Annotated in this window: 28 protein-coding genes; 12 read left to right on the forward strand and 16 right to left on the reverse strand. The window is 53.8% G+C overall.

Features of this window, described 5'->3' with window-relative positions; translation table 11 throughout:
* Positions 1-127 precede the first annotated feature (127 nt).
* Positions 128-886 carry a DUF2182 domain-containing protein gene (locus HZU72_RS13295; RefSeq protein ID WP_180092889.1) on the reverse strand — a complete coding sequence of 253 codons (759 nt, stop codon included), beginning with the start codon at positions 884-886 and terminating at the stop codon, positions 128-130.
* A gap of 25 nt (positions 887-911) precedes the next feature.
* Positions 912-1,517, reverse strand: a complete 606-nt coding sequence (locus HZU72_RS13300; RefSeq protein WP_180092891.1) for a DUF1326 domain-containing protein — start codon at positions 1,515-1,517, stop codon at positions 912-914.
* Between the two features lie 221 nt (positions 1,518-1,738).
* On the opposite strand from HZU72_RS13300, the gene HZU72_RS13305 reads away from it, so the two are divergent.
* Both HZU72_RS13305 and HZU72_RS13310 read left to right on the forward strand, forming a co-directional pair.
* Positions 1,739-3,688, forward strand: coding sequence for a winged helix-turn-helix domain-containing protein (locus HZU72_RS13305; RefSeq protein ID WP_180092894.1), 1,950 nt, complete (start codon positions 1,739-1,741; stop codon positions 3,686-3,688).
* Between the two features lie 130 nt (positions 3,689-3,818).
* Complete coding sequence (locus HZU72_RS13310; protein WP_180092897.1) at positions 3,819-5,441, forward strand: BCCT family transporter; 1,623 nt, start codon at positions 3,819-3,821, stop codon at positions 5,439-5,441.
* Between the two features lie 45 nt (positions 5,442-5,486).
* On the opposite strand, the gene HZU72_RS13315 is transcribed toward HZU72_RS13310, so the two are convergent.
* The 4 genes from HZU72_RS13315 to HZU72_RS13330 all read right to left on the reverse strand — a co-directional run bounded on the left by HZU72_RS13315 (position 5,487) and on the right by HZU72_RS13330 (position 7,454).
* Positions 5,487-6,548, reverse strand: a complete 1,062-nt coding sequence (locus HZU72_RS13315; protein WP_180092900.1) for an ion channel — start codon at positions 6,546-6,548, stop codon at positions 5,487-5,489.
* 218 nt (positions 6,549-6,766) lie between these two features.
* A complete protein-coding gene (locus tag HZU72_RS13320; RefSeq protein WP_180092809.1) occupies positions 6,767-6,910 on the reverse strand; it encodes a hypothetical protein in 144 nt (47 codons plus the stop codon).
* Positions 6,907-7,233 (reverse strand): hypothetical protein, encoded by a 327-nt coding sequence (locus tag HZU72_RS13325; protein ID WP_141224391.1) that lies wholly within the window; start codon positions 7,231-7,233, stop codon positions 6,907-6,909. The genes HZU72_RS13320 and HZU72_RS13325 overlap by 4 nt, the downstream gene beginning before the upstream one ends.
* Positions 7,234-7,283: 50 nt before the next feature.
* Entirely contained in the window at positions 7,284-7,454 is a 171-nt protein-coding gene (locus tag HZU72_RS13330) for a hypothetical protein (protein WP_180092902.1), read from the reverse strand.
* Between the two features lie 132 nt (positions 7,455-7,586).
* Between HZU72_RS13330 and HZU72_RS13335 the strand changes: the two genes are divergently transcribed.
* Positions 7,587-7,769, forward strand: a complete 183-nt coding sequence (locus HZU72_RS13335) for a hypothetical protein (protein ID WP_180092905.1) — start codon at positions 7,587-7,589, stop codon at positions 7,767-7,769.
* 104 nt (positions 7,770-7,873) lie between these two features.
* Positions 7,874-8,080, forward strand: coding sequence for a hypothetical protein (locus HZU72_RS13340; protein ID WP_180092812.1), 207 nt, complete (start codon positions 7,874-7,876; stop codon positions 8,078-8,080).
* A 100-nt stretch (positions 8,081-8,180) separates the two neighbouring features.
* On the opposite strand, the gene HZU72_RS13345 is transcribed toward HZU72_RS13340, so the two are convergent.
* Entirely contained in the window at positions 8,181-8,939 is a 759-nt protein-coding gene (locus tag HZU72_RS13345) for a dienelactone hydrolase family protein (RefSeq protein ID WP_180092908.1), read from the reverse strand.
* A 174-nt stretch (positions 8,940-9,113) separates the two neighbouring features.
* On the opposite strand from HZU72_RS13345, the gene HZU72_RS13350 reads away from it, so the two are divergent.
* The 5 genes from HZU72_RS13350 (at position 9,114) to HZU72_RS13370 (ending at position 11,306) form a co-directional block, all read left to right on the forward strand.
* A complete protein-coding gene (locus tag HZU72_RS13350) occupies positions 9,114-9,794 on the forward strand; it encodes a Bax inhibitor-1/YccA family protein (RefSeq protein ID WP_027959444.1) in 681 nt (226 codons plus the stop codon).
* A gap of 85 nt (positions 9,795-9,879) precedes the next feature.
* Positions 9,880-10,269 carry a sulfurtransferase complex subunit TusD gene (tusD, locus tag HZU72_RS13355; RefSeq protein ID WP_180092911.1) on the forward strand — a complete coding sequence of 130 codons (390 nt, stop codon included), beginning with the start codon at positions 9,880-9,882 and terminating at the stop codon, positions 10,267-10,269.
* Between the two features lie 10 nt (positions 10,270-10,279).
* The gene (gene tusC / locus HZU72_RS13360; protein ID WP_180092914.1) at positions 10,280-10,645 is read left to right on the forward strand and encodes a sulfurtransferase complex subunit TusC; all 366 of its coding nucleotides are present in this window, start codon (positions 10,280-10,282) and stop codon (positions 10,643-10,645) included.
* A 17-nt stretch (positions 10,646-10,662) separates the two neighbouring features.
* Entirely contained in the window at positions 10,663-10,953 is a 291-nt protein-coding gene (tusB, locus tag HZU72_RS13365) for a sulfurtransferase complex subunit TusB (protein ID WP_041159476.1), read from the forward strand.
* A 2-nt stretch (positions 10,954-10,955) separates the two neighbouring features.
* The gene (locus tag HZU72_RS13370) at positions 10,956-11,306 is read left to right on the forward strand and encodes a TusE/DsrC/DsvC family sulfur relay protein (RefSeq protein ID WP_180092917.1); all 351 of its coding nucleotides are present in this window, start codon (positions 10,956-10,958) and stop codon (positions 11,304-11,306) included.
* A 34-nt stretch (positions 11,307-11,340) separates the two neighbouring features.
* Here HZU72_RS13370 and HZU72_RS13375 read toward each other — a convergent pair whose 3' ends face one another.
* Together HZU72_RS13375 and HZU72_RS13380 are read right to left on the reverse strand one after the other, a co-directional pair.
* Positions 11,341-11,973 carry a helix-turn-helix domain-containing protein gene (locus HZU72_RS13375; RefSeq protein WP_009287864.1) on the reverse strand — a complete coding sequence of 211 codons (633 nt, stop codon included), beginning with the start codon at positions 11,971-11,973 and terminating at the stop codon, positions 11,341-11,343.
* A gap of 122 nt (positions 11,974-12,095) precedes the next feature.
* Positions 12,096-13,037 carry a histone deacetylase family protein gene (locus tag HZU72_RS13380; protein ID WP_180092920.1) on the reverse strand — a complete coding sequence of 314 codons (942 nt, stop codon included), beginning with the start codon at positions 13,035-13,037 and terminating at the stop codon, positions 12,096-12,098.
* A 103-nt stretch (positions 13,038-13,140) separates the two neighbouring features.
* Between HZU72_RS13380 and HZU72_RS13385 the strand changes: the two genes are divergently transcribed.
* Positions 13,141-15,888: a bifunctional acetate--CoA ligase family protein/GNAT family N-acetyltransferase gene (locus HZU72_RS13385; RefSeq protein ID WP_180092923.1), complete on the forward strand. Its 2,748-nt coding sequence runs from the start codon at positions 13,141-13,143 to the stop codon at positions 15,886-15,888.
* 75 nt (positions 15,889-15,963) lie between these two features.
* Here HZU72_RS13385 and pdxH read toward each other — a convergent pair whose 3' ends face one another.
* On the reverse strand, positions 15,964-16,608 hold the full coding sequence (gene pdxH / locus HZU72_RS13390; protein WP_180092926.1) for a pyridoxamine 5'-phosphate oxidase: 645 nt from the start codon (positions 16,606-16,608) through the stop codon (positions 15,964-15,966).
* A 234-nt stretch (positions 16,609-16,842) separates the two neighbouring features.
* Between pdxH and HZU72_RS13395 the strand changes: the two genes are divergently transcribed.
* A complete protein-coding gene (locus HZU72_RS13395) occupies positions 16,843-17,529 on the forward strand; it encodes a cytochrome b/b6 domain-containing protein (RefSeq protein ID WP_180092929.1) in 687 nt (228 codons plus the stop codon).
* An 8-nt stretch (positions 17,530-17,537) separates the two neighbouring features.
* Here the strand turns inward: HZU72_RS13395 and HZU72_RS13400 are convergent, their stop codons facing one another.
* From HZU72_RS13400 to HZU72_RS13410, 3 genes are all read right to left on the reverse strand, one after another.
* Positions 17,538-17,927, reverse strand: coding sequence for a DUF2069 domain-containing protein (locus tag HZU72_RS13400; protein WP_180092931.1), 390 nt, complete (start codon positions 17,925-17,927; stop codon positions 17,538-17,540).
* Positions 17,924-18,547 carry an NAD(P)H:quinone oxidoreductase gene (gene wrbA, locus HZU72_RS13405; RefSeq protein ID WP_180092933.1) on the reverse strand — a complete coding sequence of 208 codons (624 nt, stop codon included), beginning with the start codon at positions 18,545-18,547 and terminating at the stop codon, positions 17,924-17,926. The genes HZU72_RS13400 and wrbA overlap by 4 nt, the downstream gene beginning before the upstream one ends.
* 76 nt (positions 18,548-18,623) lie before the next feature.
* A complete protein-coding gene (locus tag HZU72_RS13410) occupies positions 18,624-19,094 on the reverse strand; it encodes a gamma-glutamylcyclotransferase family protein (protein ID WP_180093149.1) in 471 nt (156 codons plus the stop codon).
* A gap of 216 nt (positions 19,095-19,310) precedes the next feature.
* Here HZU72_RS13410 and smrA point away from each other — a divergent pair, with 216 nt between their 5' ends.
* Entirely contained in the window at positions 19,311-19,901 is a 591-nt protein-coding gene (gene smrA / locus HZU72_RS13415; protein ID WP_027959436.1) for a DNA endonuclease SmrA, read from the forward strand.
* A gap of 81 nt (positions 19,902-19,982) precedes the next feature.
* Here the strand turns inward: smrA and HZU72_RS13420 are convergent, their stop codons facing one another.
* The 3 genes from HZU72_RS13420 to HZU72_RS13430 all read right to left on the reverse strand — a co-directional run bounded on the left by HZU72_RS13420 (position 19,983) and on the right by HZU72_RS13430 (position 23,674).
* Positions 19,983-20,546: a DUF934 domain-containing protein gene (locus HZU72_RS13420; RefSeq protein ID WP_180092935.1), complete on the reverse strand. Its 564-nt coding sequence runs from the start codon at positions 20,544-20,546 to the stop codon at positions 19,983-19,985.
* Entirely contained in the window at positions 20,539-22,191 is a 1,653-nt protein-coding gene (locus HZU72_RS13425; protein ID WP_180092937.1) for a nitrite/sulfite reductase, read from the reverse strand. The genes HZU72_RS13420 and HZU72_RS13425 overlap by 8 nt, the downstream gene beginning before the upstream one ends.
* Before the next feature lie 157 nt (positions 22,192-22,348).
* A complete protein-coding gene (locus HZU72_RS13430) occupies positions 22,349-23,674 on the reverse strand; it encodes an MATE family efflux transporter (protein ID WP_180092939.1) in 1,326 nt (441 codons plus the stop codon).
* Positions 23,675-23,676: the final 2 nt, after the last annotated feature.

Genomic DNA, 23,676 nt, shown 5'->3' on the forward strand with positions numbered 1-23,676 from the left:
GTTATGGGCGCGTATATAAGTGTCAGGAGTACTCCATAATCCCGATACTGATATAGGCGCCCTTTATTTTGCCAACGCTGCGGGAGTGGCCCCACCAAAAGGCCAAGGTAATTATCCCAGGCACGATTTAATAGGCAGCAGACAGCAAAATGATGACGCCTACACCAGCAAGCAGGAACCCGCTGATTTGGCTAATCCGTTCTGCTTGGGGGAGTAGCTTCTCTGCTAGAAAATAAAGGGCTAGCCCCGCCATCCAAACTAGGCTCATAACGCCGCCGACAAACATCAGCAGCATCAAGGCCCAGCAGCAGCCGGTGCAGTAGGCGCCATGGCGGAGCCCCATGATCAGCGCTCCGCCGTTGCCTTCGCGCCACTCGGTCATCAGAAAGCTCAAGGGCGATCGGCACTTGTTCAGGCAAGCCTGTTTAAGGTCGCTGAACTGGAAGGCACCTGCGGTTACCAGCAGGGCGCCTCCTAACAGTGGGGTCACGTGGCCCAAGGATGAGCTTAACAGCGCACTCTGCTGCAACGCCCATTGCATGACGGCGGCTGCCCCCGCAAACGCCAGCCACACGGCAAGGTAACCTGCCATGAAAACCCAGGTGGCTGTGCTGGCACCTGCCTCTCGTTCGCGCTGCTGGTGGATGCGCAGGAAAGTAAGCAGCATGGGGCTAGCGCTGGGTAGCATCATGGCTACCATCATCACGCTCCACATCACAGTGGCCGTGACCAGCACGCTCATGTCGTCGCTTGTGCTGGTCATCTCTCCATTCATCGGCATTTGCGCGTGCATGCCGTGCATGATCAGGTAACCCCACGCCAGTATTGACACGGTTATCAGTGCTAACCAGGTCAGTAAGCGTTCCCGGGCATGGAGAGTGCTCATCGTCAGTTCCATCGCCAATGCCCCCTCAAGACCCGCTGTAAGCGAAGGGTGAATAAGATGCACTGCGTTCGCTGAGATCAACGTTGATGCCGTAAGCACGGTGTAGCAACGATTGCGACTTGGCCACCACCAGAGACTCGCCCGGCGCTATCGCCAGCGGATGGTTGTGGATGGTCACCTCAGCGCCGTTCTGACCTTCCAGAGCGGTAATTTCCGTGTTGGCGGATTGGCCAAGTTTCAAATGTCGACGCCCCTTTTCCACTTCAAACTGGATGGGAAGGTGCTCTACCGCGAGCACCTCGCCGATAAAGGTGGCCAACAGTGCTGGGTGGCCACCGGCCTGGCCGCCGAATATGCGACTTAGCGCTTCCAGCTGGGCCTCGTCTGCCCGCTGGTCGATATATAGCACGACTTTCCAGTTACCCTCAGCCATAGGGCCAGGGGAATGCAGGGCGATGGCCACATTTCTATCGTCGAGATCCACCGCTTCGAACTGGCCTTGAGTAATGTGCCAGCCCACCAGGGCGGTACATTCACCCTCGGTAGGGCTGCCGAGGTAGATACACGGACAGGCGCCTTTGCAATTGCAGCTTTCGAGGTAGTCGCCTTTCAGGCTCCATTGGGGATTCATTTCGTCTCCTCCTAACGTCGTTGGATGGCTTTGTAATATTTCTTTTGGGGGTGTCTCTTGTTATAGCGCTGAATCGCCCGCCGGATGTGAGGAGCTGATGAGAATTACGTGAGAATTGCATCTGAGTGTCATCGTTCGGCGCGCAACTAATGTGTCGGGTGGTATTTGTAGCTATGCTGAACTCAGGTATTAGCTAAGCATGACACGTTGAGAAATCAGCCATGTGGCAATGGACGTCGGATTTGACGACCAACCGGGCCTACCAGGGTTTCGTTGGCCGCACTAATGAGCTTGATACTCTTCGCGGTGTGCTTGCGACGGAAGGGCCTCGGGTGGTGCATGTCTACGGCATTACCGGCATTGGTAAGACGGCGCTGCTGGACATATTGGCGGCCGAGGCGAGGGACGCAGGCGCTAGCGTCATCCGGCTGGACTGCCGCCACATAGAGCCCACTGAACCTGGATTTCTACATGCGCTAGGCGACGCCATTGGGGATGGTGGGCCGGGGGTGGATACGCTGGTGGAGCGATTGGGCCTGCTGGGCAGCACGGTTCTGCTCGCGCTGGACACCTACGAAGTGTTCAGGCTGCTCGATACTTGGCTGCGTCAGGTATTTGTCCCGTTGTTGCCGGATAACGTACGCATCGTCTTTTTTAGTCGCCAACGCCCTTTGGATGTCTGGTTTTCGGCGCCGGACTGGGGGCGGCTGGTTCAGAGTGTGCCGGTACAGCCGTTGAGCCCAATAGAGGCACAAGCGCTCCTTAACTTGCATGGCATACAGAAGGAAGATGCGGCATCCCTGATCCGGGCTTCCCATGGTCATCCGCTGGCGCTAAAACTGGCCGCCACTGCCAGCCGGGAAAACCACGCCCGTTCGTGGCCGCAAGAGACGGTGCTACAGCATGCGGTTGATGAGCTGAGTTGGATGTTTCTTGCTGATGTGGAGGATTCGGCGAGCCGACATATGCTGCAGGGCGCCGTGGTGCTGCGACGGGTAACGGTCTCTCTGTTGCAGGCACTGTTTCCGGAACTCGCTCCCCAGAATGCCTACGAGCGGCTGCGCAGGTTGCCCTTTGTGGATGGCGGGCATGATGGGCTGATTATTCATGAGGCCGTGCGCGATCCGCTTGCCCGCTCCCTGCATGCCAGCGACCCCAGCCGCTATCTGGACTATCGTCGGGCGGCCTGGCGACAACTGGTCAGCGAGTCGCAATCCGCCGCCAGCGACGATCTCTGGCGCTATACGGCGGACATGCTCTACCTGATTGAAAACCCCGTTGTGCGTGAGGCGTTTTTCCCCACTGTGACGGCGCTTCACACCGTGGAAGCGGCACAGCCTCAAGACGATGAAGCCATTACCGGGATTGTCCGCGCCCATGATGGCCGTCAGGCCAGCGAGCTGCTGCTGCAATGGTGGCGGCGCATGCCGCAGGCGTTTTCCATCGTGCGGGGCGCGACAGGAGAAGTAGAAGGGCTGTATTGCAACCTGCGTTCAGATCAGGTTGAGCCTAGTTGGTTACTCAATGACCCGGTGACCGCCCTGTGGTATTCCCATCTTGAACAGTCGCCTATGCGATCGGGCGAGGTGGCGTTATTTTGTCGCCGCTGGCTAAGTCGCAATGAAGGTGATTCACCCAGTGAAATACAGGCGGCTATCTGGCTGGACCTCAAGCGCAGCTATATGGAGCTGCGCCCTGGGCTGCGGCGGGTCTATCTAACAGCGATCGATCTTGGCGCCTACCAACAAGTGGCGCACCGGTTGGGGTTTGAAGTCCTTGGCGGATGGGAGGTCGAGCTGGATGGTCTTTGCTATCCAAGTGCGGTGCTTGATTTCGGGCCGGCGTCTGTGGATGGCTGGCTGGCGGAGCTTGCCGCGGCCGAGCTGGGCATAAAGCGTGACCCTGCCTTGTTAGATGTCGAAGCCCGGCAACTGATGTTGGCGGAAGGCCGCGTTGCGCTGACGCCCCTGGAGTTCGGTGTCATGCGCTACCTGGTCGAACACCAGGGTAAGGCCGTGTCCCGGCGTGAGTTGTTGCAGCATGTCTGGGGTACCCGATATCAGGGAGGCAGCAATGTAGTAGATGCCATTGTACGCACCTTGCGCCGAAAACTTGGCAGCCAGTCTGCACGGATAGAGACGTTGACTGGAGTGGGTTATCGGCTGAGATAATCGATTATCGTCTATCAGTAAGTGGTTACTCATACGTCGTTTCCCCTGGGAAAACATCAAGGTTTGCTGGCCCCTTGGCGTTATCGGTCAATGACTCCTATGTTGTTGGAAAGATACGGGAGGAATAATAATGGATGCACTAGCGAGAAAACTGGGCCTCAAAACGGATCCCATCATTTTTTTTACATCCGCAGGGATCATGATCCTTTTTCTTGTGGTGCTGCTGATTGCGCCGGGCCCCATCGGGGCAGCCTTTGGTGCAGGGCGGGAATGGATTGTTACCAATCTTGGCTGGTTTTTTATTTTAGGGGTGACGAGTTGGGTAGCGTTTCTGCTGTGGGTGGCGCTTAGCCGTTACGGAGCGATCCGCTTGGGGGGCAATGATGCAAAACCTGCCTACGATAATATCTCCTGGTTCACCATGCTGTTCGCAGGCGGCATCGGAACGGTGCTGATGTTCTGGGGCGTGGCCGAACCCATCTCTCACTTTTCTAATCCACCCAGGCCGGATGTTGTGCCTTTCTCTGTGGAAGCCGCCGACGATGCCATGAGTTTTTCGATCTACCATCTGGGGCTACATACCTGGGCGATTTTCGCTATGCCCGGACTGGCTTTTGCTTACTTTATTTACCGTTATAACCTGCCGATGCGTTTTAGCTCAGTATTCTATCCGCTGTTAGGCAAGCGTATTTATGGCCCTCTCGGCAAATCTCTGGATGTCTTCGCGATACTTGGCACCTTGTTTGGCGTGGCAGTCTCTATCGGCCTGGGGACCCAACAGATCAATGCGGGGCTAACGGAGTTGTTTGGTATTCCAGATGCCGTCATCACCAAGGTGTTCATCATCGCCATACTGACGGCTGTCGCCGTGGGATCGATCGTGGCGGGGCTGGATTCAGGCGTGAAACGGCTTTCTAATATCAATATCGCCATGGCCGTCGGCCTGTTGCTGTTTGTGCTCTTTACCGGGTCGACCGTTTTCCTTTTGCGCGCGGTGGTCGAAACCTTTGGCCTCTACATAACGAACCTGCTGCCCATGGCTTTCTGGAATGATACGCTGGCAAGCTATTCCAGGGATGGCGGTGCCTGGGGATGGCAGGGTAGCTGGACGGTATTCTATTGGGCCTGGACAGTGACGTGGTCGCCTTTCATCGGGATCTTTGTGGCGCGAATTTCACGCGGGCGCACTATCCGCGAGTTCGTCCTTGGTGTGCTTTTTGCCCCCTCTATCTTCACACTGGTCTGGTTTGCAATCTTTGGTTGGTCGGCAATGGAGATCGACGGGATTGGGCCCGATGCTCGAGAAGCACTGGGAGAGCAGGCCGGTATCTTGTCTGCCGCCGTAGGTGAAAGTATTCCTCTCGCTATGTTCGCATTCTTCGAGAGCTTCCCGGCCGCTACGTTAATCCAGGGCTTGGCCGTTGTGATCGTTGCGATCTTCTTTGCCACGTCATCAGACTCTGCGTCCCTGGTTGTCGATATGCTGTGTACCGGCAGTGCGGATCCCGGCCCATGGCATCAGCGTGTTTTTTGGGGTGTTTCGGAGGGTATGCTGGCAGCGATGCTGATTGTGCTTGCTGGCGAGGCCGGGCTTACTGCTTTGCAGGAGGTGATTACCGTTGTTGGCCTACCGATGTTCATTTTGGTGTTTGCAATGATGTTCGCGTTATACCGCGGCCTGTCCCAGGAAGATCTTAGCGAAGTGCAGGTGGGGCGCCCGCCCAAACGTGAGGAGTTAGCACCGGATGAGTAGGTAAGCGGTGGATCAGAACTATCATAAGAACAAAAAACCACGTTGTTAACTTTCCTTGCTGAGGAGCTCGCTCAGTTGCTGCTGGGAAAGACGTCTATCAGCCATGTAGTAGAGTATGTCACCATCTTCAAGTGGGCGGTCGTTGGCGGGATTGAGCATATTACCTTCGCCGTCATCACTGCTATTAGCGAGCCCCAGTACGGTGGCGTTATAAACCTTTTTTGCTTGCATAAATAGGTCGCTAAAGGTGGCGCTGGCAGGCGGTTGGTTTAACCTGGTTTGGTACTGGGTAGCGCCGCGGTCGACCGCAAGCAGTTCGTTAACGACTCGCGAAATTCCCGCATCAGAGGCTGAGCGTACCAGCATTTCCAGCGCTAAGGCTTGGGTGCATTCGATGCCGGGCAAGGTGCGTCGTAACATCGCTGCGGTGTCGGGATTGGCGCAGTGGGCAACGATATGAGCGTTTTTTGCTTTAAGGCTGTACGCGCTTAGCGCTACGGTGGCCACTCGGTCATCGCTGGTGTCGTATATGATGATGCGGCTGGCGCTTTCGACACCCGCTCGCTTGAGAAGCTCGGCATTAGAGAAGCTTTCCCCTTTAATAAATTTTAAATCCGCCGGGCGTGGGTTGCTCATCTCTTTGGTAACGCAGAGCACGACTTCATCCGGCAGGCCCTTATCGGCTTTAAGAATGTCCAAAATGCGCTCGGTAGTTTCACCGTGCCAGCCAATGACAAGGGTGTGACCGGATAAGTGGCTAAAATCGCCTTTACCTTGCATCTGCAATCTCCAAAAATTTGAAAGTGTGACGGTGGCTTTACCGATCAAGGCAGCGAACAGCGAGATGCCGCCTGGAATGAGATAGATCGTAGCGATCCACTTCCCGAGCACGGTTGTCGGGCTGAAATCACCAAAACCTACGGTACTAGAAACAACGACATAAAAGTAAACCCAGTCGGTAGCGGAGTCGGCCACCGCTTCGCCGACCAGTGAGAAAAACACCCAGGTGGTGCCCATATGGGCGAGCACAATAAGAAGCAGAAATGTCCACGAAATTTGTAGCGTAGAGGCTTTAAGAACGCGGAGCAGTCGCTGAATAACAGGCATGGTGGTCTCTTACGGTGATGGTGTGTCAGCCCAGTTTTTCGGCATGGGAATTGATTGATGATCGTATTAAACAGTGACTCGGTACCTTCGCTGTCGCTAGCCCTATCACCACCTTTAAAATGAGCTGTTGAAGAGAAACAATACGCGCCTGCTAGCGTACTCTTAATAAACAAAAGGGCCGCTATTCGCGACCCTTTCATATTTGCTAACTGGATTTATTAAGCAAAGCGTTTGGCAATCCAGGAAAATGCACTATCAGTTAGCGATTTTTTTCCGTGATGTTCTCGGTGCTGGCTCCATACCATGCCGCCTGACACGACCACTAGGCTCATCAACATACCGGCAAGGATAAGTTCATTCATGGCTTATCATCCTCATCTGAGGTTTTATCACGCTCTACGTAACCATAGCCGAAAGACCCTACAAAGATCAAGATTATACCTAGACCCACACCGAGCCAAACGTTATCGGTATTCAGGCTGGGGTTAGTGACTACCCAGCCAGCAGTGAAGCAGGTCGCGACCACAATAACCCCAACGTTGCGAGTCGCCTCTAAAAACTGTTGACGAGTCGCACGAGCGCCAATTCTACGGCGATGGGCCGAGGCCCTGCGTTCTTGTAAGCTTTTCGTTAGCCTGGCACGCAGGGCCTCTTGTGGGTCTTTACCGCCATGAGGTTCTTTCAAGCCATCACCTGCCATTAATCCAGCAAAATCAACGTGAAAACAATGCGGTATTAAAACCCTGCCTTATTCACTTGGGTGCCACGTATGCAGTCACCGTAGACCATGGTGTCGCCAGCTTCCTCTGCCAGTTGGCGACAGTCTGCGGTTCTTGATGAAGTGGGGCCTGCACTGCAGCCTGCAAGTATAAAGGTACCCAGGCAAAGGGCGATGAGTGCTTTCATTGATAACTCCTTGTCAGCAAATAATCCACCCGACATTTAACCTTATAGGCGTTGCCTATGTCGATGTAATGCGAGGGAACATCGTGCTGAATCTGAATGTCATAACTGAAATTTATTTTTTAGGATAGGCATATGGATCGTGTATTCGCATGGGATCACCACCACAGTCAGGTTGTTTACCGCATTCCCGGACATCAGTATGAAGATGGCCGGGAAGATAGCGATCTCTCTCCTGTATGGCTGCCCGCGGAGGAATCAGATTTACCCGAGGGGGTAGCGATTGATGATCTGCGCAAAGTATCCGTTAAGGATTAGCCGCGGCGTGTTCTGAATTGCAGCTTTACGCGCTATTCAACGCTTTCAAACAGGGTATTTTCAGGCGCACAAAATAGATTGTGTTTGGCTAGCAATCGGCTAATATGCTGATGTTAGCCCCCATATCTGGATATGCCGCCATGTTAAAAGGTTTGATCGTTTGTTTTGCTGTTTTGTTTGCTCAACTGGCGGTACTGCATGTAATTGATGCTCGTCTCTATAATTCTCCTCAAGATGCGCGTCAAACGGCTGTGACTTCCGTTACGCCACATAAAGATGAAAAAGAAGACGAAGAAGACGTGCAAAGCTAAGCAGTGGTTATTCTCGATCCGGTTTTTGAAACCGGTGAAGATATAACCTAGCACTGCTAGCAACCCTTTGGCGGCGCTGGGCGTCGCCAAAGGGGGCGGCTTAAAGCATTTCATCCAACCAAACGTTAAAGGCTTGCCAAGAGCGCTGGTCGGCACGCTCGTGATACGCGTCGCTGCCAAACACGCTGAAAGCATGGGGCGCACCGGAATAGATACCTACTTCGTAGGTCACGCCAGCGGTTTCTAACTCGTCAGCCAGGGTGGCGACGTCTTCTAAACTCACTGAACTATCAGCGCCGCCGTGGGCAATAAAGATAGGTGCGGTTTCACGTGAGTAATCCTGGCCATCGGGCGTTGTTAGACCACCATGAAAACTGGAGTAAGCTGCTATGTCGTTAGCTTCACCGGAACGGGCCATCTCTAGCGCCACTGCACCGCCGAAACAGTAACCCATGATTACCGTTTGCTCCGCAGCGCCTTGTGCTTTTGCCTGGGCTAAACCGCCCAAGATCAGGGTGCGCATCCTTTCTCTATCTTGGTAGAGTCGATTAGTAGCCGCTCGCTTATCGTCGACTGCTTGGGGGCGCTTGCCTTCACCATAAAGGTCCACAGCAAATACATCATAGCCTTCATCGGCCAACATATCGGCACGCTGGCGTTCGTAATCATCCAGCCCATCCCAGTCATGAATGATCAATACGCTGCCCTTGGCGCTGTTACGCGCAGAGACAAAATAGCCCTGAAAATCCTCTTCATTCACGCTATAGGAAATATCTTCTCCTGCAGGGGAGTAAGCCATGGCTGGCAGTGCCAACGTAAAAAGTGTTAATACGCTGGCAGGGAGTAGAATTTTTTTCATCGTTGCGGTGTCCAAAGGAATGTTCAACAAGCATAGACAATGCTCGCTGAGCTGACTCAACGTTGAATAACCATTTACGAGGAGGTCTTTGTGAAATAGACAAAGGCTTGCGTCTGGAACTCGGTAACGGCATGCTTGTCAGTTGTTGGAAATACCATTAGGGAGCATGAACACATGGCTTACAACGATTTACGTACGGCACGTCCTCAGTCGAGTGGCGTTGCCAATAGTGTTAGCACTAACAAGGTATTGCGTAACACCTACGCACTACTGGCAATGACGCTGCTGTTCTCAGCAGTCACCGCGGGTGCTGCTGTAGCCCTCGGCATCCAACAGATGAACATCTTCGTGTTCTTCATTGGTGCCTACGGCTTAATGTTCCTGGTACATAAAACCGCAAATTCTGCAGCCGGCTTATTGGCAACGTTCGCCTTTACCGGCTTTATGGGGTTCACGCTTGGGCCGATTCTTTCTGCCTACCTGACTCTGCCTAATGGCGGTGCGTTGATTATGAACGCGTTGGCCATGACCGGTCTGACGTTTGTTGGTCTTTCCGCGGTAGCGCTAACTACCAAGAAAGACTTTAGCTTTTTGAGCAACTTCTTGATGGCGGGCGCCATTGTTTTGATTCTGGCCATGGTGGCTGGGTTCTTTTTTAACATACCGGCACTTTCACTGATGGTGTCAGCTGGCTTTGTGCTGTTTGCTTCAGCAGCCATTCTGTATCAAACCAGTGAGATCATTCACCGCGCTGGCGAAACGAACTACATTCTCGCTACGGTGACGCTCTACGTATCCATCTACAACCTGTTTGTTAGCCTGTTGTCGATTTTGGGTATTATGAGCAGCGATTGATCTAAGTAAGCAATAGACGCTATGACAGGCCCTATTTGATAGGGCCTGTCTTTTTTTAGGGTAACCGTTACCAGGTATTATGATCATGCAGTACGGCTTATTGGTGATGGGGGCGCCTTATAGCAGCCCAGCACCGCACTCTGCATTGCGTTTTGCCCATGCCGTTCTAGCGCAAGGGCATCAGATTGCCGGTGTTTTTTTCTATCACGACGGCGTTCATAATGCATCATCGCTGATGGCTCCTCCCCAGGATGAACTCAACCTCAGAGAAGCCTGGAGTGAACTGCATCAGCAGCATGCGATTCAATTAGATGTCTGTATTGCCGCTGCGTTGCGACGAGGTTTGATGAGCGAATCGGAAGCACAGCGACATGGCAAGCAGGCCTTTAATGTAGCACCTCCTTTCGAGTTGACAGGGCTAGGGCAACTGCTTGAGCTACAGCAACGCGCTGATCGCCTGATTACCTTTGCTTAGAGGAGAGCCAATGGCGACACCTGATGCACTATTAGTGATAATTCGCCACGCGACCCACAGCTCAAATTGGTTACGTGAAGGGTTGGATGCCGCATTGGTAGCGGCTGCCTTTGGCCAGCCCGTGCATTTGCTGTTTATGGGGCAGGGTATAATGGCACTGCTGAAAGAACAGGGCAGTGGTGCGCCGGGGCAAAAAGCCACGCTGCCTACCATCGACATGTTGGAAATGTACGATATTGACAAGCTTTGGGTAGCCGAAGAGGCGCTGCAAGGGATGCACCTATCCGCCGATTCACTGGTAGAGGGCATCACCCTGATAGCGGATCAGGAAATACCTGGGCTGTTACAGCAGCACACCCAGATACTTAACTTTTAGGGCCTAGTGAGAGAATTATGATCTTACACATCCTCACCAAAGCGCCTGATAGTATTGTCGCTACTCAAATGCAGCAAGCGATAGGGGGGCAGGATGCCGTGCTACTGATCGAAGAAGCGGTAACCGCTGCCCTTGATCCCTCCTGGCAGGCATGGCAGCAGTGTCAGTCGCGCATATTCCTTCTATCGGAAGACCTTATAAGCCGTGGGCTTGCCAGCATTGCCACGGATAATGAGCTGCCCACGCTAGAGATGGATGGTTTTGTGGCGCTCACCGAGCAGTATGAAAAGACAGTTACTTGGTACTAGGCATGTCAGAGACAAAAATATACCGTTATCTTGATTCGCAAAATATGTATCCGCTCGACCCAGAAGGATATCTTGTTAATCAGTCGCAGTGGGACGAATCCGTTGCTCGTTTAATGGCGGAAGAAGAGGGCTTAATGCTTACCGCTGAGCACTGGGAAGTTATCAAAGTCGTACGAGCATTTTATCAGCGTTACGAAATGGCACCGGCTATGCGGCCGCTTGTGAAAGCAACCAAAAACGCATTGGGCGAAGAGAAAGGGCGTTCTATTTACCTGATGCAGCTCTTCCCCGGCAGCCCGGCAAAGCGAATTGCCCGCCTAGCCGGTTTGCCAAAGCCTACCAACTGCCTATAACCCGTGTGAATGGCTCGCTGGTTTTCGAACAGCTTTAGGCCACATCACCGCGCGTACAGACCGACAAAACAACGGCATCGTCTGGACTGGTGGATACCAGGGCGTGGCCCATATCACTATCAAAATAGATGCTGTCGCCCTCGGCTAGCACTAACGGGGCGTAAAATTCAGTGTAGAGCATAATATCGCCATGCAGCACCATCAAAAACTCTTCGCCATCATGGCGTACCCACTGGTGATACTCGTCAAAGCTGCGTGCACGTACGATGGTTTTGAAGGGAATCATACGTTTTTGGGCGAGTTGATGGCCCAACAATTCGTGCTCGTACGTGGGCGTGGGGTGCAGTTGCCCTTTGCCTTTACGGGTTAGATCGCGCCGCCCCATGGTATAACGTTCCCGCTTGGGGGGCGTGAGCAATTGAGGCAAGTCGATGTTGAGCCCGGTGGTGAGTTTTTGCACCACGCTAAAGGTGGGGGAGACTTGATCGTTCTCAATTTTAGAAAGCGTAGAGCGGGCAAGCCCGGTGCGCTGGCTAACCTCTTCCAACGTCCACTGATTAGCGAGACGAATTTGTTTGAGCCGCTCGCCTAAACGCAATGGCTCAACAAAGGGTTTGCTTCCCGATGCAATACGCAGCGCGGCATGCTCTTCAGTCGTAGCGGTCATAGGTCGTCACATTGGCTGCGTTGTCTAACGGTGCGTGTCTATAGGCGCGCGTAAACGAACATGATATCACAGCAAAGAAGCGGCTAAGAACGGCCGACAGAGGCAAGAGCGCTGACGCTTACTTAGGGCACTTCAGTAAACGGCAGCCCCAAAAGCGCTTTTAGATGTGCCTCAACGCCACTTGCCAGCGACTTCGGGTTATAGCCGCCTTCAAGCACCGATACAATGCGGTTGTCGGCATACAGGGTGGCGATCTCCATGGCTAGATGGGTAATCCAGTAGAAGTCTTCATCCTCTAAACAGATATCACCCATGGGGTCATCACGGTGAGCGTCGAAGCCAGCGGAGAGCATCACCAAGTCAGGTTTAAAGGCGTGCAGGGCAGGTAACCAGTGGTTTTCGATGATACGCCGGAACTCTGGGCCATTGGTGCCCACTTCCAGCGGGGTATTCACAACGTTTTGCCACTCGCTGCGTAGATAGCGCCAGGGGTAAAACGGGTACTGGAAGCTGGTGCAGATCAGTATCTCAGGATCATTTTTAAAGATATCGATGGTGCCATTGCACTGGTGAACATCAAAATCCAGTATGGCGATACGCTTTGCGCCGTATTTGGCTCGCGCATGGGCCGCCCCCACGGCGATATTATTGTAAAAACAGAATCCCATTGCTTCGCTGGCTTCCGCATGGTGGCCTGGTGGCCTAACCGCACAAAAGACGTTATCCGCCTGACGCTTAAATACCTGATCTACCCCACGAATAACCGCTCCCGCTGCAACCCGTGCGGCTTGTAAGCTGTCAGGGTTCATCATGGTATCGCTATCTAGCGTAACGATGCCTTCGGTGGGCAAGCACTTCTCTAGGGAGCGCAAATGACGCAAGGGGTGTACTCTGGCAAGAGACTCCTCGCAGGCTGCCTTGGCATCGGCCTGCATGGTTTGCTGTAATAACCCAACAAGCGATAGGCGAGCGCGAATAGCCTCCAGACGCTGAGGGCTTTCAGGATGCTCCGGCCCCATGTGGTGCAATGAGCAGTATGGGTGGGTAAGGTAGGCGGTAATCATTCCAACGCTCCATTATCATTGAGGCCACCTTAATCGCCTTCAGGGCCTGGGCGACAGTGTCAATAAGTCGTACAGCCGCGATTCATGTCAGGGGAGACGCATTTTGAGTACGCGCTTTTTACACCATTTTTTCGAACCTCGCACACTAGCGGTGTTTGGCGCCTCTGAAAAACCCGCGTCGTTGGGCGGTTTAGTGCTGAGAAATATTCAGGAGGGTGGCTTTAAAGGGCCGCTCTGGGCAGTCAATCTTAAAGGCTACTCCCAGGTTTTCGGTGTGCCGTGCGTCAGCCGCGTAAGCGAGCTACCCGAAGTGCCCGACTTGGCCGTGGTCTGCTCGCCGATTGAAGGCGTGCCAAGCCTGATTAAAAAGCTTGGGCAATACGGTGTCAAAGCGGCCCTGGTGCTCTCGGGCGGCGCTTACCTGGATCGAGATAAAGGCAATCAGGGTTCCATTCGCGAACGAATGTTGAGTGCAGCACGCGTCTCGGGTATTCGTGTACTTGGCCCCGAGTGCATGGGGCTAATTGTACCGGGCAAAAAGCTTAACGCCTCTTACGCCAGTCAGCCGGTGAAAGCGGGCCGCGTCGCTTACCTGGGCCAGTCCGGCATGCTGGCCAATGCGATGATTGATTGGGCCGCCGGGCGTGATGTGGGCTTTTCGCACTTGATAACCGTTGGCGACAGTGTCGATGTGCTATTGCCAGACCTGATCGATTACGTTAATCAATTCTCGCCCGCTCAGGCCATTATGCTGCACCTTGAGCGAATCAGCGACGCCCAGCACTTTATGACCGCCGTGCGTGATGCATCACGTAATCGCCTGGTACTGGCGATTAAAAGCGGCCGCACCCCAGAATCGGATATATCCGGCATGGCACCCACACCTGGGATTGCTAACCGTGACGTGGTGTTTGATGCCGCTTTTGCCCGGGCAGGGGTGGTGCGGGTAGATGACTCTGATGAACTGCTCGATGCGCTGGAAACCCTGTCGCGCATGAAACCCCTGAAGGGCGATCGTCTGGCCATTGTGTCTAACGGTTTAGGGCCCGCCATGCTGGCCATCGATAAGCTGATTAGCGCGGGCGGCAAATTGGCTGAATTTAGCGACGAAACCCAGGCAGCGCTGCACCGTAGCGAGGTCGATATGAGCAAGCCGGGTGAGAATCCGGTGGATCTGGGCGGCAACGCCTCGCCCGAGCGGTTTGTTCAAGCACTGGAGATTGTCGCTGCTGACGCTAATGTGGATGCCGTTCTGGTGGTACACGCTCCCACCCGAATGGCGCCATCGCTGGTGACTGCCCAAGCGCTGATCGATAACCGTAAGAAATTTCGCCGCAACCTGCTCACCAGTTGGATGGGCCTAAAAGAGGCGCTTAATGCGCGCCATATCTGCAATTTAGCCGGGATTCCGACCTATATTTCACCCGAAAAGGCCGTTAAGGCGTTTATGCATATGGTGATTTATCAGCGCGTTCAAGCGCTGCTTCAGGAGATCCCACCTAGCCTGCCATTTTCCACCAGTCCAGAAATACGCGCCCAGTGCCGTACACTGATTAAGCAGGCAAAAGAGCAGGGCAGGCAAACCTTGACCCACTCTGAAACTGCCCAAGTGCTCGAGGCTTATGGTATTCCCACAGCACCCAGCGTGTATTTGACCAGCCCCGATGAGGCGCTTGCTCGCGCTGCGGAGATACCTGGCACCAAGGCGCTGAAAGTGGTTCATGAAGGCAACTGTCGCCCCTACCGCTACCGTAAGCACCCGCATAAAATTTCAGCAGGCTTACTACAGGATCTGGACACGCCAGAACAGGTAGCGGAAGGCGTTCGCCAGCTAGGTGAAAAAGTCGCTGAGAAATTTCCCGAGTATGCGATCCGCGAGTACTGCTTGCAGCCCATGCAGCGTGGCAAGCACTCGATGCAGGTTTGCGCGGGCATTACCCGTGATCCGGTATTCGGCCCACTTATCGTCTTTGGTATCGGTGGCTATAAGGTCAACGTACTGGCTGACCGCCAGGTGGCGCTGCCGCCGCTCAATATGAGCCTGGCTGCCGATGTGGTAGGGAGAACCCACGCCGCCTCATTAATTCGTGAACACTCCGCCGACCCAGAGCGTGACATTCAGCATTTATGCCAAATGCTGGTCAAACTATCGCAAATGGCCTCCGATCTAAGCGATCTACGGGGTTTGGAAGTGAATCCTCTGCTGCTGAATCGTGACGGTATGGTCGCCGTCGATTTCGCCCTGGATCTTGGTTCGCCATCGCGCTTTGCGATCATGCCGTACCCTGAAGAATTGCGTGAATGGGTAACGCTGAAAAATGGCTGGCAGGTCGAGGTAAGGCCTATTCGTGCCGAAGATGCCCACCTAATTACCACCTTCCACCGCCAGCTCTCGGAAGAGAGTATTCGTTTCCGCTATTTCCACAATAAGTCCAACTTAACCCAGCGTGACCTGTCGATCCTGTCGCATATCAATTACGACCGTCAGATGGCGTTTATCGCTGAATATTTAGGCGATGATGGCAGTAAAGAGATGCTTGGCGTTGTCCGGGTATGGAACGACCCAGACAATATTCGTACGGAGTTTTCGGTGATTATTCGCGACGATCTGCAGGGGTTGGGTATTGGCAGCCTGCTAATGAAGAAGATGATTGATTACTGCACTAACATAGGCACTCTGGAAATGATCGGCAAAATTATGGTCGATAACCATCCAATGCGGGCGCTAATGAAACACTTAGGCTTTAAATGCCGCTACAACATGGAGGAGCAAGTGATTGATGCCGTGCTGCGTCTCAACGAGCCCGAAAGTGAATGGCAGCGGCACCGCCTTGAGAGCCTACCGGATTAGGCCTCAAAAGCTTAATAATAACTATAAGGCCTGCATATTTAACCGCAGGCCTAAGCAGTAAGCATATTTCTTTCGTTATGGCGCCATGCGGAAACGGCCCCATTCACCGCCGTCGCGACGCTCAAAGCGTAGGCGGTCGTGTAGGCGGCTAGGCTGCCCCTGCCAAAACTCGATCATTTCCGGGGTGACACGGTACCCCCCCCAGTGGATCGGGCGGGGAATATCCTGGCCATTGTAGGCTTGCTCAAAGCGCTTTTGGCGCTCCTCGATCCAGTTGCGGTCGGGAATCACCACACTTTGAGTCGCAATCCATGCGCCCAATTGGCTACCCCGTGGTCGGCTGGCAAAGTACTCATCAGACTCATCGGCTGAAACCTGCTCAACGGGACCTTCTATGCGTACCTGTCGTGAAAGCGAAGGCCACCAGAAGGTCATGGCCGCGAAGGGCACATTGCTCAGCTCGCTCCCCTTATGGCTATGGTAATTGGTGTAAAAAACCATGCCGCGCTCATCAAATCCCTTTAACAGCACCACCCGAGCGTGAGGGCGGCCTTGGCTATCTACGGTGGCTAGTGTCATGGCGTTGCCATCTTTGCCCTCTTTTTCCAGGGCAAGGCTAAACCACTCCTCGAATAGCACGAATGGATCCTCGGGTGTCTGAGACTCATCAAGCCTGCCGCCTTCATAATCACGCCTGATATCGGCTATGTTACGTGTCATCGAATACTTCTCCCTGGAGTTTCATCCATGTTCGCCGGTCTGTCTTTAAAGCTCAAGTGACCGACATCAATGGATGTTTAACGCGTTGACTCACTGCTTATATTTTCGGCGGTGTTGCAACTAACCGTTCCGACTGACGATTGCGGCTAACTGTCTCGCATTCTATGAGAAAGGCTCAATTAATGCGAAGCTATCTCACCACTGGGGCTCATCACTGCTGAGAGAGGACATGTTATGCGCGACAAGCTAGCGATTGAGGTATGGGATGGTTGGATTCGCCTGTTTCACTGGGGGTTAGTGGCGGCGGTGTTGATTTCATTTTATACCACCAAGACTAGCGGAGCGCCTTTCCTATTTCCAATTGAAGTGCATGCCCAGGCGGGCTACCTGGTAATCGGTCTACTCGTTTTCCGATGGCTGTGGGGCGCCTTGGGCAGCGTGTATGCGAGATTTAAAACGTTTTTATATCCACCCGCTGAAACAGTCGCCTACGCCAAGTCACTTTTTAAGCGCCAAACCAGCGTTTATGCCAGCCATAATCCGCTCGGCGGCTGGATGGTGTTGTTAATGCTTCTCTCGCTTAGTTTTCAAGCCGTGAGCGGGCTGTTTTTAAGTGACGATGTCTTTTTTCAGGCACCGCTCTATGGCGTATTTGGCGAAGCAGTAGGTAACCAATTGAGGACACTGCATCAGCTCAACAGTGATTTGCTCATCATTTTAATTGGGCTGCACCTGGTAGGATTGATTATGCACCGGCTGCTGGGTGAACCGCTGGTAGTAGCAATGTTGGTAGGTACCAAACGCCTTCACCAGCAGCCTGTCGATGCGCGTAAGGAGCGACTGCAGGCTGCCACGCTGCGCTTACGTGCGCTGGGTGCGCTATTGATCGCAGCGGGCGCCGTACTATGGCTCTGGTTTTAAAGCGGTGTTTATTGATTCAGCTGTCGACTGCGAAAGCGCGCATAGCTCATACAGCCGGTAAATAGCACCAGTGCGACAACGGCCTCTACCACTCCACGCAAGCCCTGCCCAGGCAGAGTGACCAGCATCACACCTTGCGTGAAGTAGAGCAGGCTAACAAAGGCGAGCCAGGCGTGGCCTCGAGCACGTTTACCAATGATGGAGGGTAAAAACAGTACCAGTGGCAGCACAAACGCAACCACCGGCCGCCAGTTAAAATCGTCGTCTTGGAGTAAAAAGCCACGGTAAATAACCAGTACCAGCAGAAGAGCAAAGCTGGCTAGCACCACCTGTCGACTTCTAAGGGTAAGCTTATCAAGCCCATGTTGTTCCTCTACCTTCTCCAGCCATTGCCTCATAATGCCTCCTGACGCATGGCGTGCAGCGCTAGAGCAAGTCGTGCCAGTCGTTTGCCCTGGGCAACACACAGCGCGCGTTCATCCTCATCGACAGAGCGGTCACTACGCGTTCCTGCTAAGTGGCTTGCACCATATGGCGTGCCACCAGTACGCGTTTCCAGCAAGGTGGTTTCACTATAAGGAACCCCTGCGTAGACCATGCCATGATGCAGTAGCGGCACCAGCATAGTGAGCAGGGTGCTCTCTTGCCCACCGTGCAGGCTGGAGGTCGAAGTGAAGGCACTGGCGGGTTTGTCGATCAAGGCACCGTTCATCCACAGACTGCTGGTGGAGTCGATAAAATACTTAAGCGGAGCGGCCATATTGCCAAACCGGGTGGGGCTACCCAGTGCTAACGCGCTGCAGTTGCGCAGGTCGTCTAGCTCAACGTACACCGCGCCCTCTGCAGGAATTTCTGGCTCAATAGCTTCACAGGTCGTTGAAACCGGCGCCACTGTGCGTAAACGCGCTTGAATGCCCGGCACGCTTTCTACACCAGCCGCAATTTGCTGCGCCATGGTGGCGGTCGCGCCAGAGCGCGAGTAGTACAGAACCAAAACGTACGGTGTCATTTCACTCATCACTATTCCTGAATGGGTTCATAAAAGCTGTCCTGGCAATAGGGCTTTGCATTAGGGCAAAGCAAAAGCATGGTGTCTATGGTATCAGAGCGAACGGGAAGTCCGCGTGAGGTACAAACGCATTTTGCTCCTCAGTTAAACGCAGGTAGACCCAGGCGCGGGTACCATCATCGAGGGTTATTGTCCTGCGCTCATAACGAACCCCCAGTCGTTCGTAGCGATCAAGACGAGACAGCTCGTCGGCATCCACTCGTAACAGTAGGCCCTTAACGTTGCTCCCCGGCTGGGGTGAAAGGTCGAGACCGTTGCGTTGGTACCCCTCTAGCACCGCATCTTTAGGGGCGCCGAAACTTCCCATGACCACTAAGCGAACGGGGGCATAGCGTAGTGTGCCATATACAAAGACCTGATGAGTGCGCTGTTCGATAGTAGGAAGATCGTCAGGTCGGTCATAAAACCACGGACTCAGCATGGTTAACCAGAGCCACCCGACTAGGCTAAGCAGACCCACACCGCTTAAAATCAAAAGGCGTTTTAGCCAAACCATTTTAATCACACCAGGGCGCCTCGCAATGTAGGATGAGAATGTGAATGGGGCGATAAAAAAACAGATGCTTAGCTTGTCGCCACAGACAGAGGATGACAAGTTCTATGTTATCGACTGTTTGAATCTGCTTAAGCAAACTACCCAGGTTTGCTAGGCTATGTTGGTAAAGTCTGCATGTGAATAGGTGCTCATTAGAACCTGCCGTAGGAGCCTGCAATGAATCAGCCGCTTCGTGATGATCTGGATTTTCGTGCTCTCGTAGGTGATGTGAAACCGCTGCCACCGAGAAATCGTGCTGACCCAGGCGCTAATCGCAAAAGCCCCTCAGAATCCCAGTTGGCTCGGCGGGAGTGGGCAGAGGAAGAAATGGGCGCACGCAATTTTCTGTCCGACGACTTTGTCGATCTGCTGCCCCCCTTTGATCCGATGGAGTATCGCCGCGAAGGCATTCAGCAGGGCGTAGTCGATAAATTAAAGCACGGGGGCTATAGCGTTCAGTCGCAGCTCCACTTGCTTCGGCGTCCATTAACAGAGTGCCGCCGTATGCTCTTTCCCTTTATTCAAGAAGCCTACGCCCACGATTTACGCTCCGTTATGATCGTGCATGGCCGCGGGCGAGAGATTGATAGCCCCGCCAACGTACTGCGTTCATACCTGGCCAAGTGGCTATGCCAGTTTGAGGAAGTGCAGGCGTACGTCTCCGCACAGCCTTCGGAAGGTGGGTTGGGCGCGACCTGGGTAATGCTACGTAAAAGCGATCGCGCCAAAGCCAATAATCGCGAGCGCCAGCAGAAGCGGCGGGGGTGACGGTTTAATAATAGAGCCAGTCACAAATAAAAAGGGCAACCGAAGCTGCCCTTTTGAGTTTATAATATTCACGCCCTGCGTCTACTTATTGTCGGCTAAACGGTGCTCAAACAGCGCCTGTCGCTCTTCTACATCGGGTTGGTAGCGAACGCTGATAAAACTTAGCGCGCGCAGGGCATCCTCGGGATGCTGGTCATCGCGCAGCGCCATGGCAGTAAAACCACAGCGGCGCATATACTCCAACTGATCCACCAGAACATCACCTACCGCGCGCACTTCGCCACTATAGCCGTATCGCTCGCGTAGCAGGCGGGCGATGGTGTAACCCCGGCCATCCGTAAACGCAGGGAAATCAACCGCGATTGCGCTAGCACTACTCAGCTGTTGGCCTAACTCAAGATTAAGCTCGGTATCGCTGGTGAGTAGCGGTGCCAACTCAGCGTCGTCCTGATTGGCCTGCCACAATGCCAGCGGTACAAACGCCGGGCGCTGCTCGGGAAGGGCATCTGCATCGTAGGAAACACACCAAGCGTTTTCCGCCGCAAGCTCGCCATTGAAAATTAAGTGATCGACATGAACCGGTGTCTGTTCAACCGCTTCAGCTTGCGTCTCATCAGGTTTATTAGGCACAGGGTTATTAGGCATAGACACGCTCCTTAAAGGGTTTTAAGCCAATACGGCGGTAGGTATCCAAGAAGCGTTCGTCCTCATGGCGCTGTGACACATAGACTTCCAATACTTTTTCAACTACATCCGGCACGTCTGAGCGGAAAAAGGACGGGCCTAAAATCTTACCAAGCGAGGCATCGTCGGTGGAGTTGCCGCCAATCGATATCTGATAGAACTCTTCGCCTTTTTTATCCACGCCCAAGATGCCGATATGACCAACGTGGTGGTGGCCACAAGCATTCATGCAGCCGGAAATATTCAGATCCAGCGGGCCAAGGTCATACAAGAAGTCGAGGTCTTCAAAACGTTCCTGCAGCGCCTGGGCAATGGGAATAGAGACCGCATTAGCCAAGCTGCAGTAGTCGCCCCCAGGGCAGCAGATAATGTCGTTGAGCGTGCCTACGGTCGGGTTCGCCATGCCCAACGCTTCCAGCTCATTCCACAGTGCTTCCAGTTCATCGATCGGCACATCAGAGAGCACTAAGTTCTGCTCGTGGGTAACACGCACTTCACCAAAGCTGTAGCGATCGGCTAAATCAGCGACGGCTTCCATTTGGTCAGCGGTGACATCCCCAGGCGCATGCTCGCGGCGTTTCAGTGACAGCGTTACGGCCTTATAGCCGGGCACTTTGTGGTCGGTCACGTTGTTGGTGACAAAGCGTGCGAAGCTGCGGTTTTCAGCGCGCAATCGGTCAAAATCTTCGTTAGCATTCTCTGCAACCGGGCGACGATCAGGCTCAGGGAAGTGAACTTTGGCTGCGTCGACGGCTGCTTGGTTAAGCGTTTGCGGGCCGTCTTTCAAATGCGCCCACTCTTCCTCCACCCGACGACGGTACTCCTCAATACCCAGAGCTTTTACCAGGATTTTAATCCGCGCCTTGAACTTGTTATCCCGGCGACCAAACTGGTTGTATACCCGTACACAGGCTTCCAGGTAGGTGAGCAGATGCTGCCAGGGCAGATCTTCACGTACCACGTCTGCAATCATCGGCGTACGGCCAAGGCCGCCACCGGCTAGCACTTTAACACGCAGCTCGCCGTCGGCGTTGTGCCATAGGCGCAGGCCAATATCGTGTACTTGAATCGCCGCACGGTCTTGGGCCGCACCGCTGACCGCGATTTTAAACTTACGCGGCAGATAGGCGAATTCCGGGTGCAGAGTCGACCACTGGCGGATTAATTCGCACCAGGGGCGTGGATCTTCCACTTCATCGTTGGCGATGCCGGCAAACTGGTCGCTGGTGGTGTTACGAATGCAGTTACCACTGGTTTGAATCGCGTGCATCTGTACTTTGGCGAGATCTGCCAAAATATCCGGCACGTCTTCAAGGGCAGGCCAGTTGAGCTGCAAATTTTGCCGGGTGGTAAAGTGGCCATAGCCTCGGTCATAGCGGCGGGTGATCTCAGCTAGGGCACGCAGCTGGCTACCCGCCAGCATGCCGTAAGGAATCGCAATACGCAGCATAGGCGCATGGCGCTGAATATAGAGGCCGTTCTGCAACCGTAAAGGGCGAAACTCCTCTTCTCCCAAACGCCCAGCGCGGTAGCGTTCCATTTGGTCGCGGAACTGAGCGACACGCTCGTCAACCAGGGTTTGGTCGTGAATATCATAACGGTACATGTGGCACGATCCTGCTAAAAAGCGAAATGGTCACGTTGAGACGGACGTTAATGTAGCGTCACCTTAACGCGGGCGTCATATTCTTCAAAAGAATATATAATTATCTTTTTATCTCTAAAAGCTATTTAGAATATCTATTATGAGTCAGGCAGCCTGCTTATAAAGCAGGGGCCAGCCAGCGTCGTCGTTGCCATACCCATAAAAAGCCAGCTGAGTTTATCAACCGGTAGAGCAGTTGCATAAGCCAGATACCTAATAAGCCCTGGTTTAAACCAATCCCGACCCACCAGGCCAGGGGTAAAAAAAGTAGCCACTGCATTCCCAGGGTCAACATCATCACCGTGCGTTGAGCGCCCGCGCCCATTAAGGCCTGGGCGAGCACTAAAGCTGCGGCATCCAATACAATCATCACGCCGGTTATCTGCAACGGAAGTTTACCCAGCGCTACTAGCTCGCTACTGCTGAAAAATATCCCAAGTACCTGTTCGGGTATCATTAACATCGGCAGCGCCAGCACAAGTAGCAGTAGCCATGCGACCCGCAGCGCATCCAGGCCCCAGCGGTGGGCTTCGTGCTGAGCATCTCGGCCTAATGCCTCACCCACTAAGCTCATCGCTGCAACGCCAATCCCCACCCCCGGCAAAATTAGCAGCAGTGAAAGATTAATCAATACATGGCCAACCGCGACACTGGCCGTGCCTAGCTGGCTAAGTAACCAAATGAGTACCGCATAGCCCGCTGCAAATAAAAACTGCTGCAAAGAGTGAGGAGCGGCAAGTACCAAGGTCGTGCGCAGGGTGGCTAAGCAGGGCATGCGTGTCAAACAAAGTTGGATACATGGGCTTTTTATGCTCACACAACACCAAACAATCAAACCAATAAACAGCGATAATGTTGTACCAGCACCCGCACCGCTCGCCCCCATTTTGGGTAGCCCGGCGAATCCATAGATCAACCCCGCACTGGCCGCCACATTAATCACGTGAACCGCCACGATGATACGCAAGTAGAGATGCGTTTGCTGGCGTCCGTTCCAGTAGCCACGAAAGCAGAGCGTTAGCGCAATGGCCATTAGTGACACCACCCGCCAACGAAAATAGTCAACGGCGACGCTTTGAACATCATCGGCCTGGCTAATCAAGCCAATCAGCAGCGGTGCTTGCCACCAAGCCAAGAGTGACAGCGGCAGGCCAACACCAAGCCCAATCACCAGCCCTGAGTTAAGCGGATGGGCAATATCCGCGTGGGCAGCCCCCACGCGCTGGGCGGTTTGTGACTGCACGCTGGAGGAGAGGCCAAATACAAGAGCGCTGAGCATAAACATGGCGTAGCCGCCCACGCCAACACCCGCGAGCGCTACCTCGCCTAAATGCCCCACCAGGGCAGCATCGATCAAGTTGAGCATGCTCTGGGAGAGCATGCCCAACATAATCGGAAAAGCTAAGCGCATGACCTTGCCATGGCGACCGGGGACAAACAGCATTA

It is taken from the genome of Vreelandella sedimenti (genome assembly GCF_013416325.1).
Taxonomy (GTDB): Bacteria; Pseudomonadota; Gammaproteobacteria; order Pseudomonadales; family Halomonadaceae; genus Vreelandella; species Vreelandella sedimenti.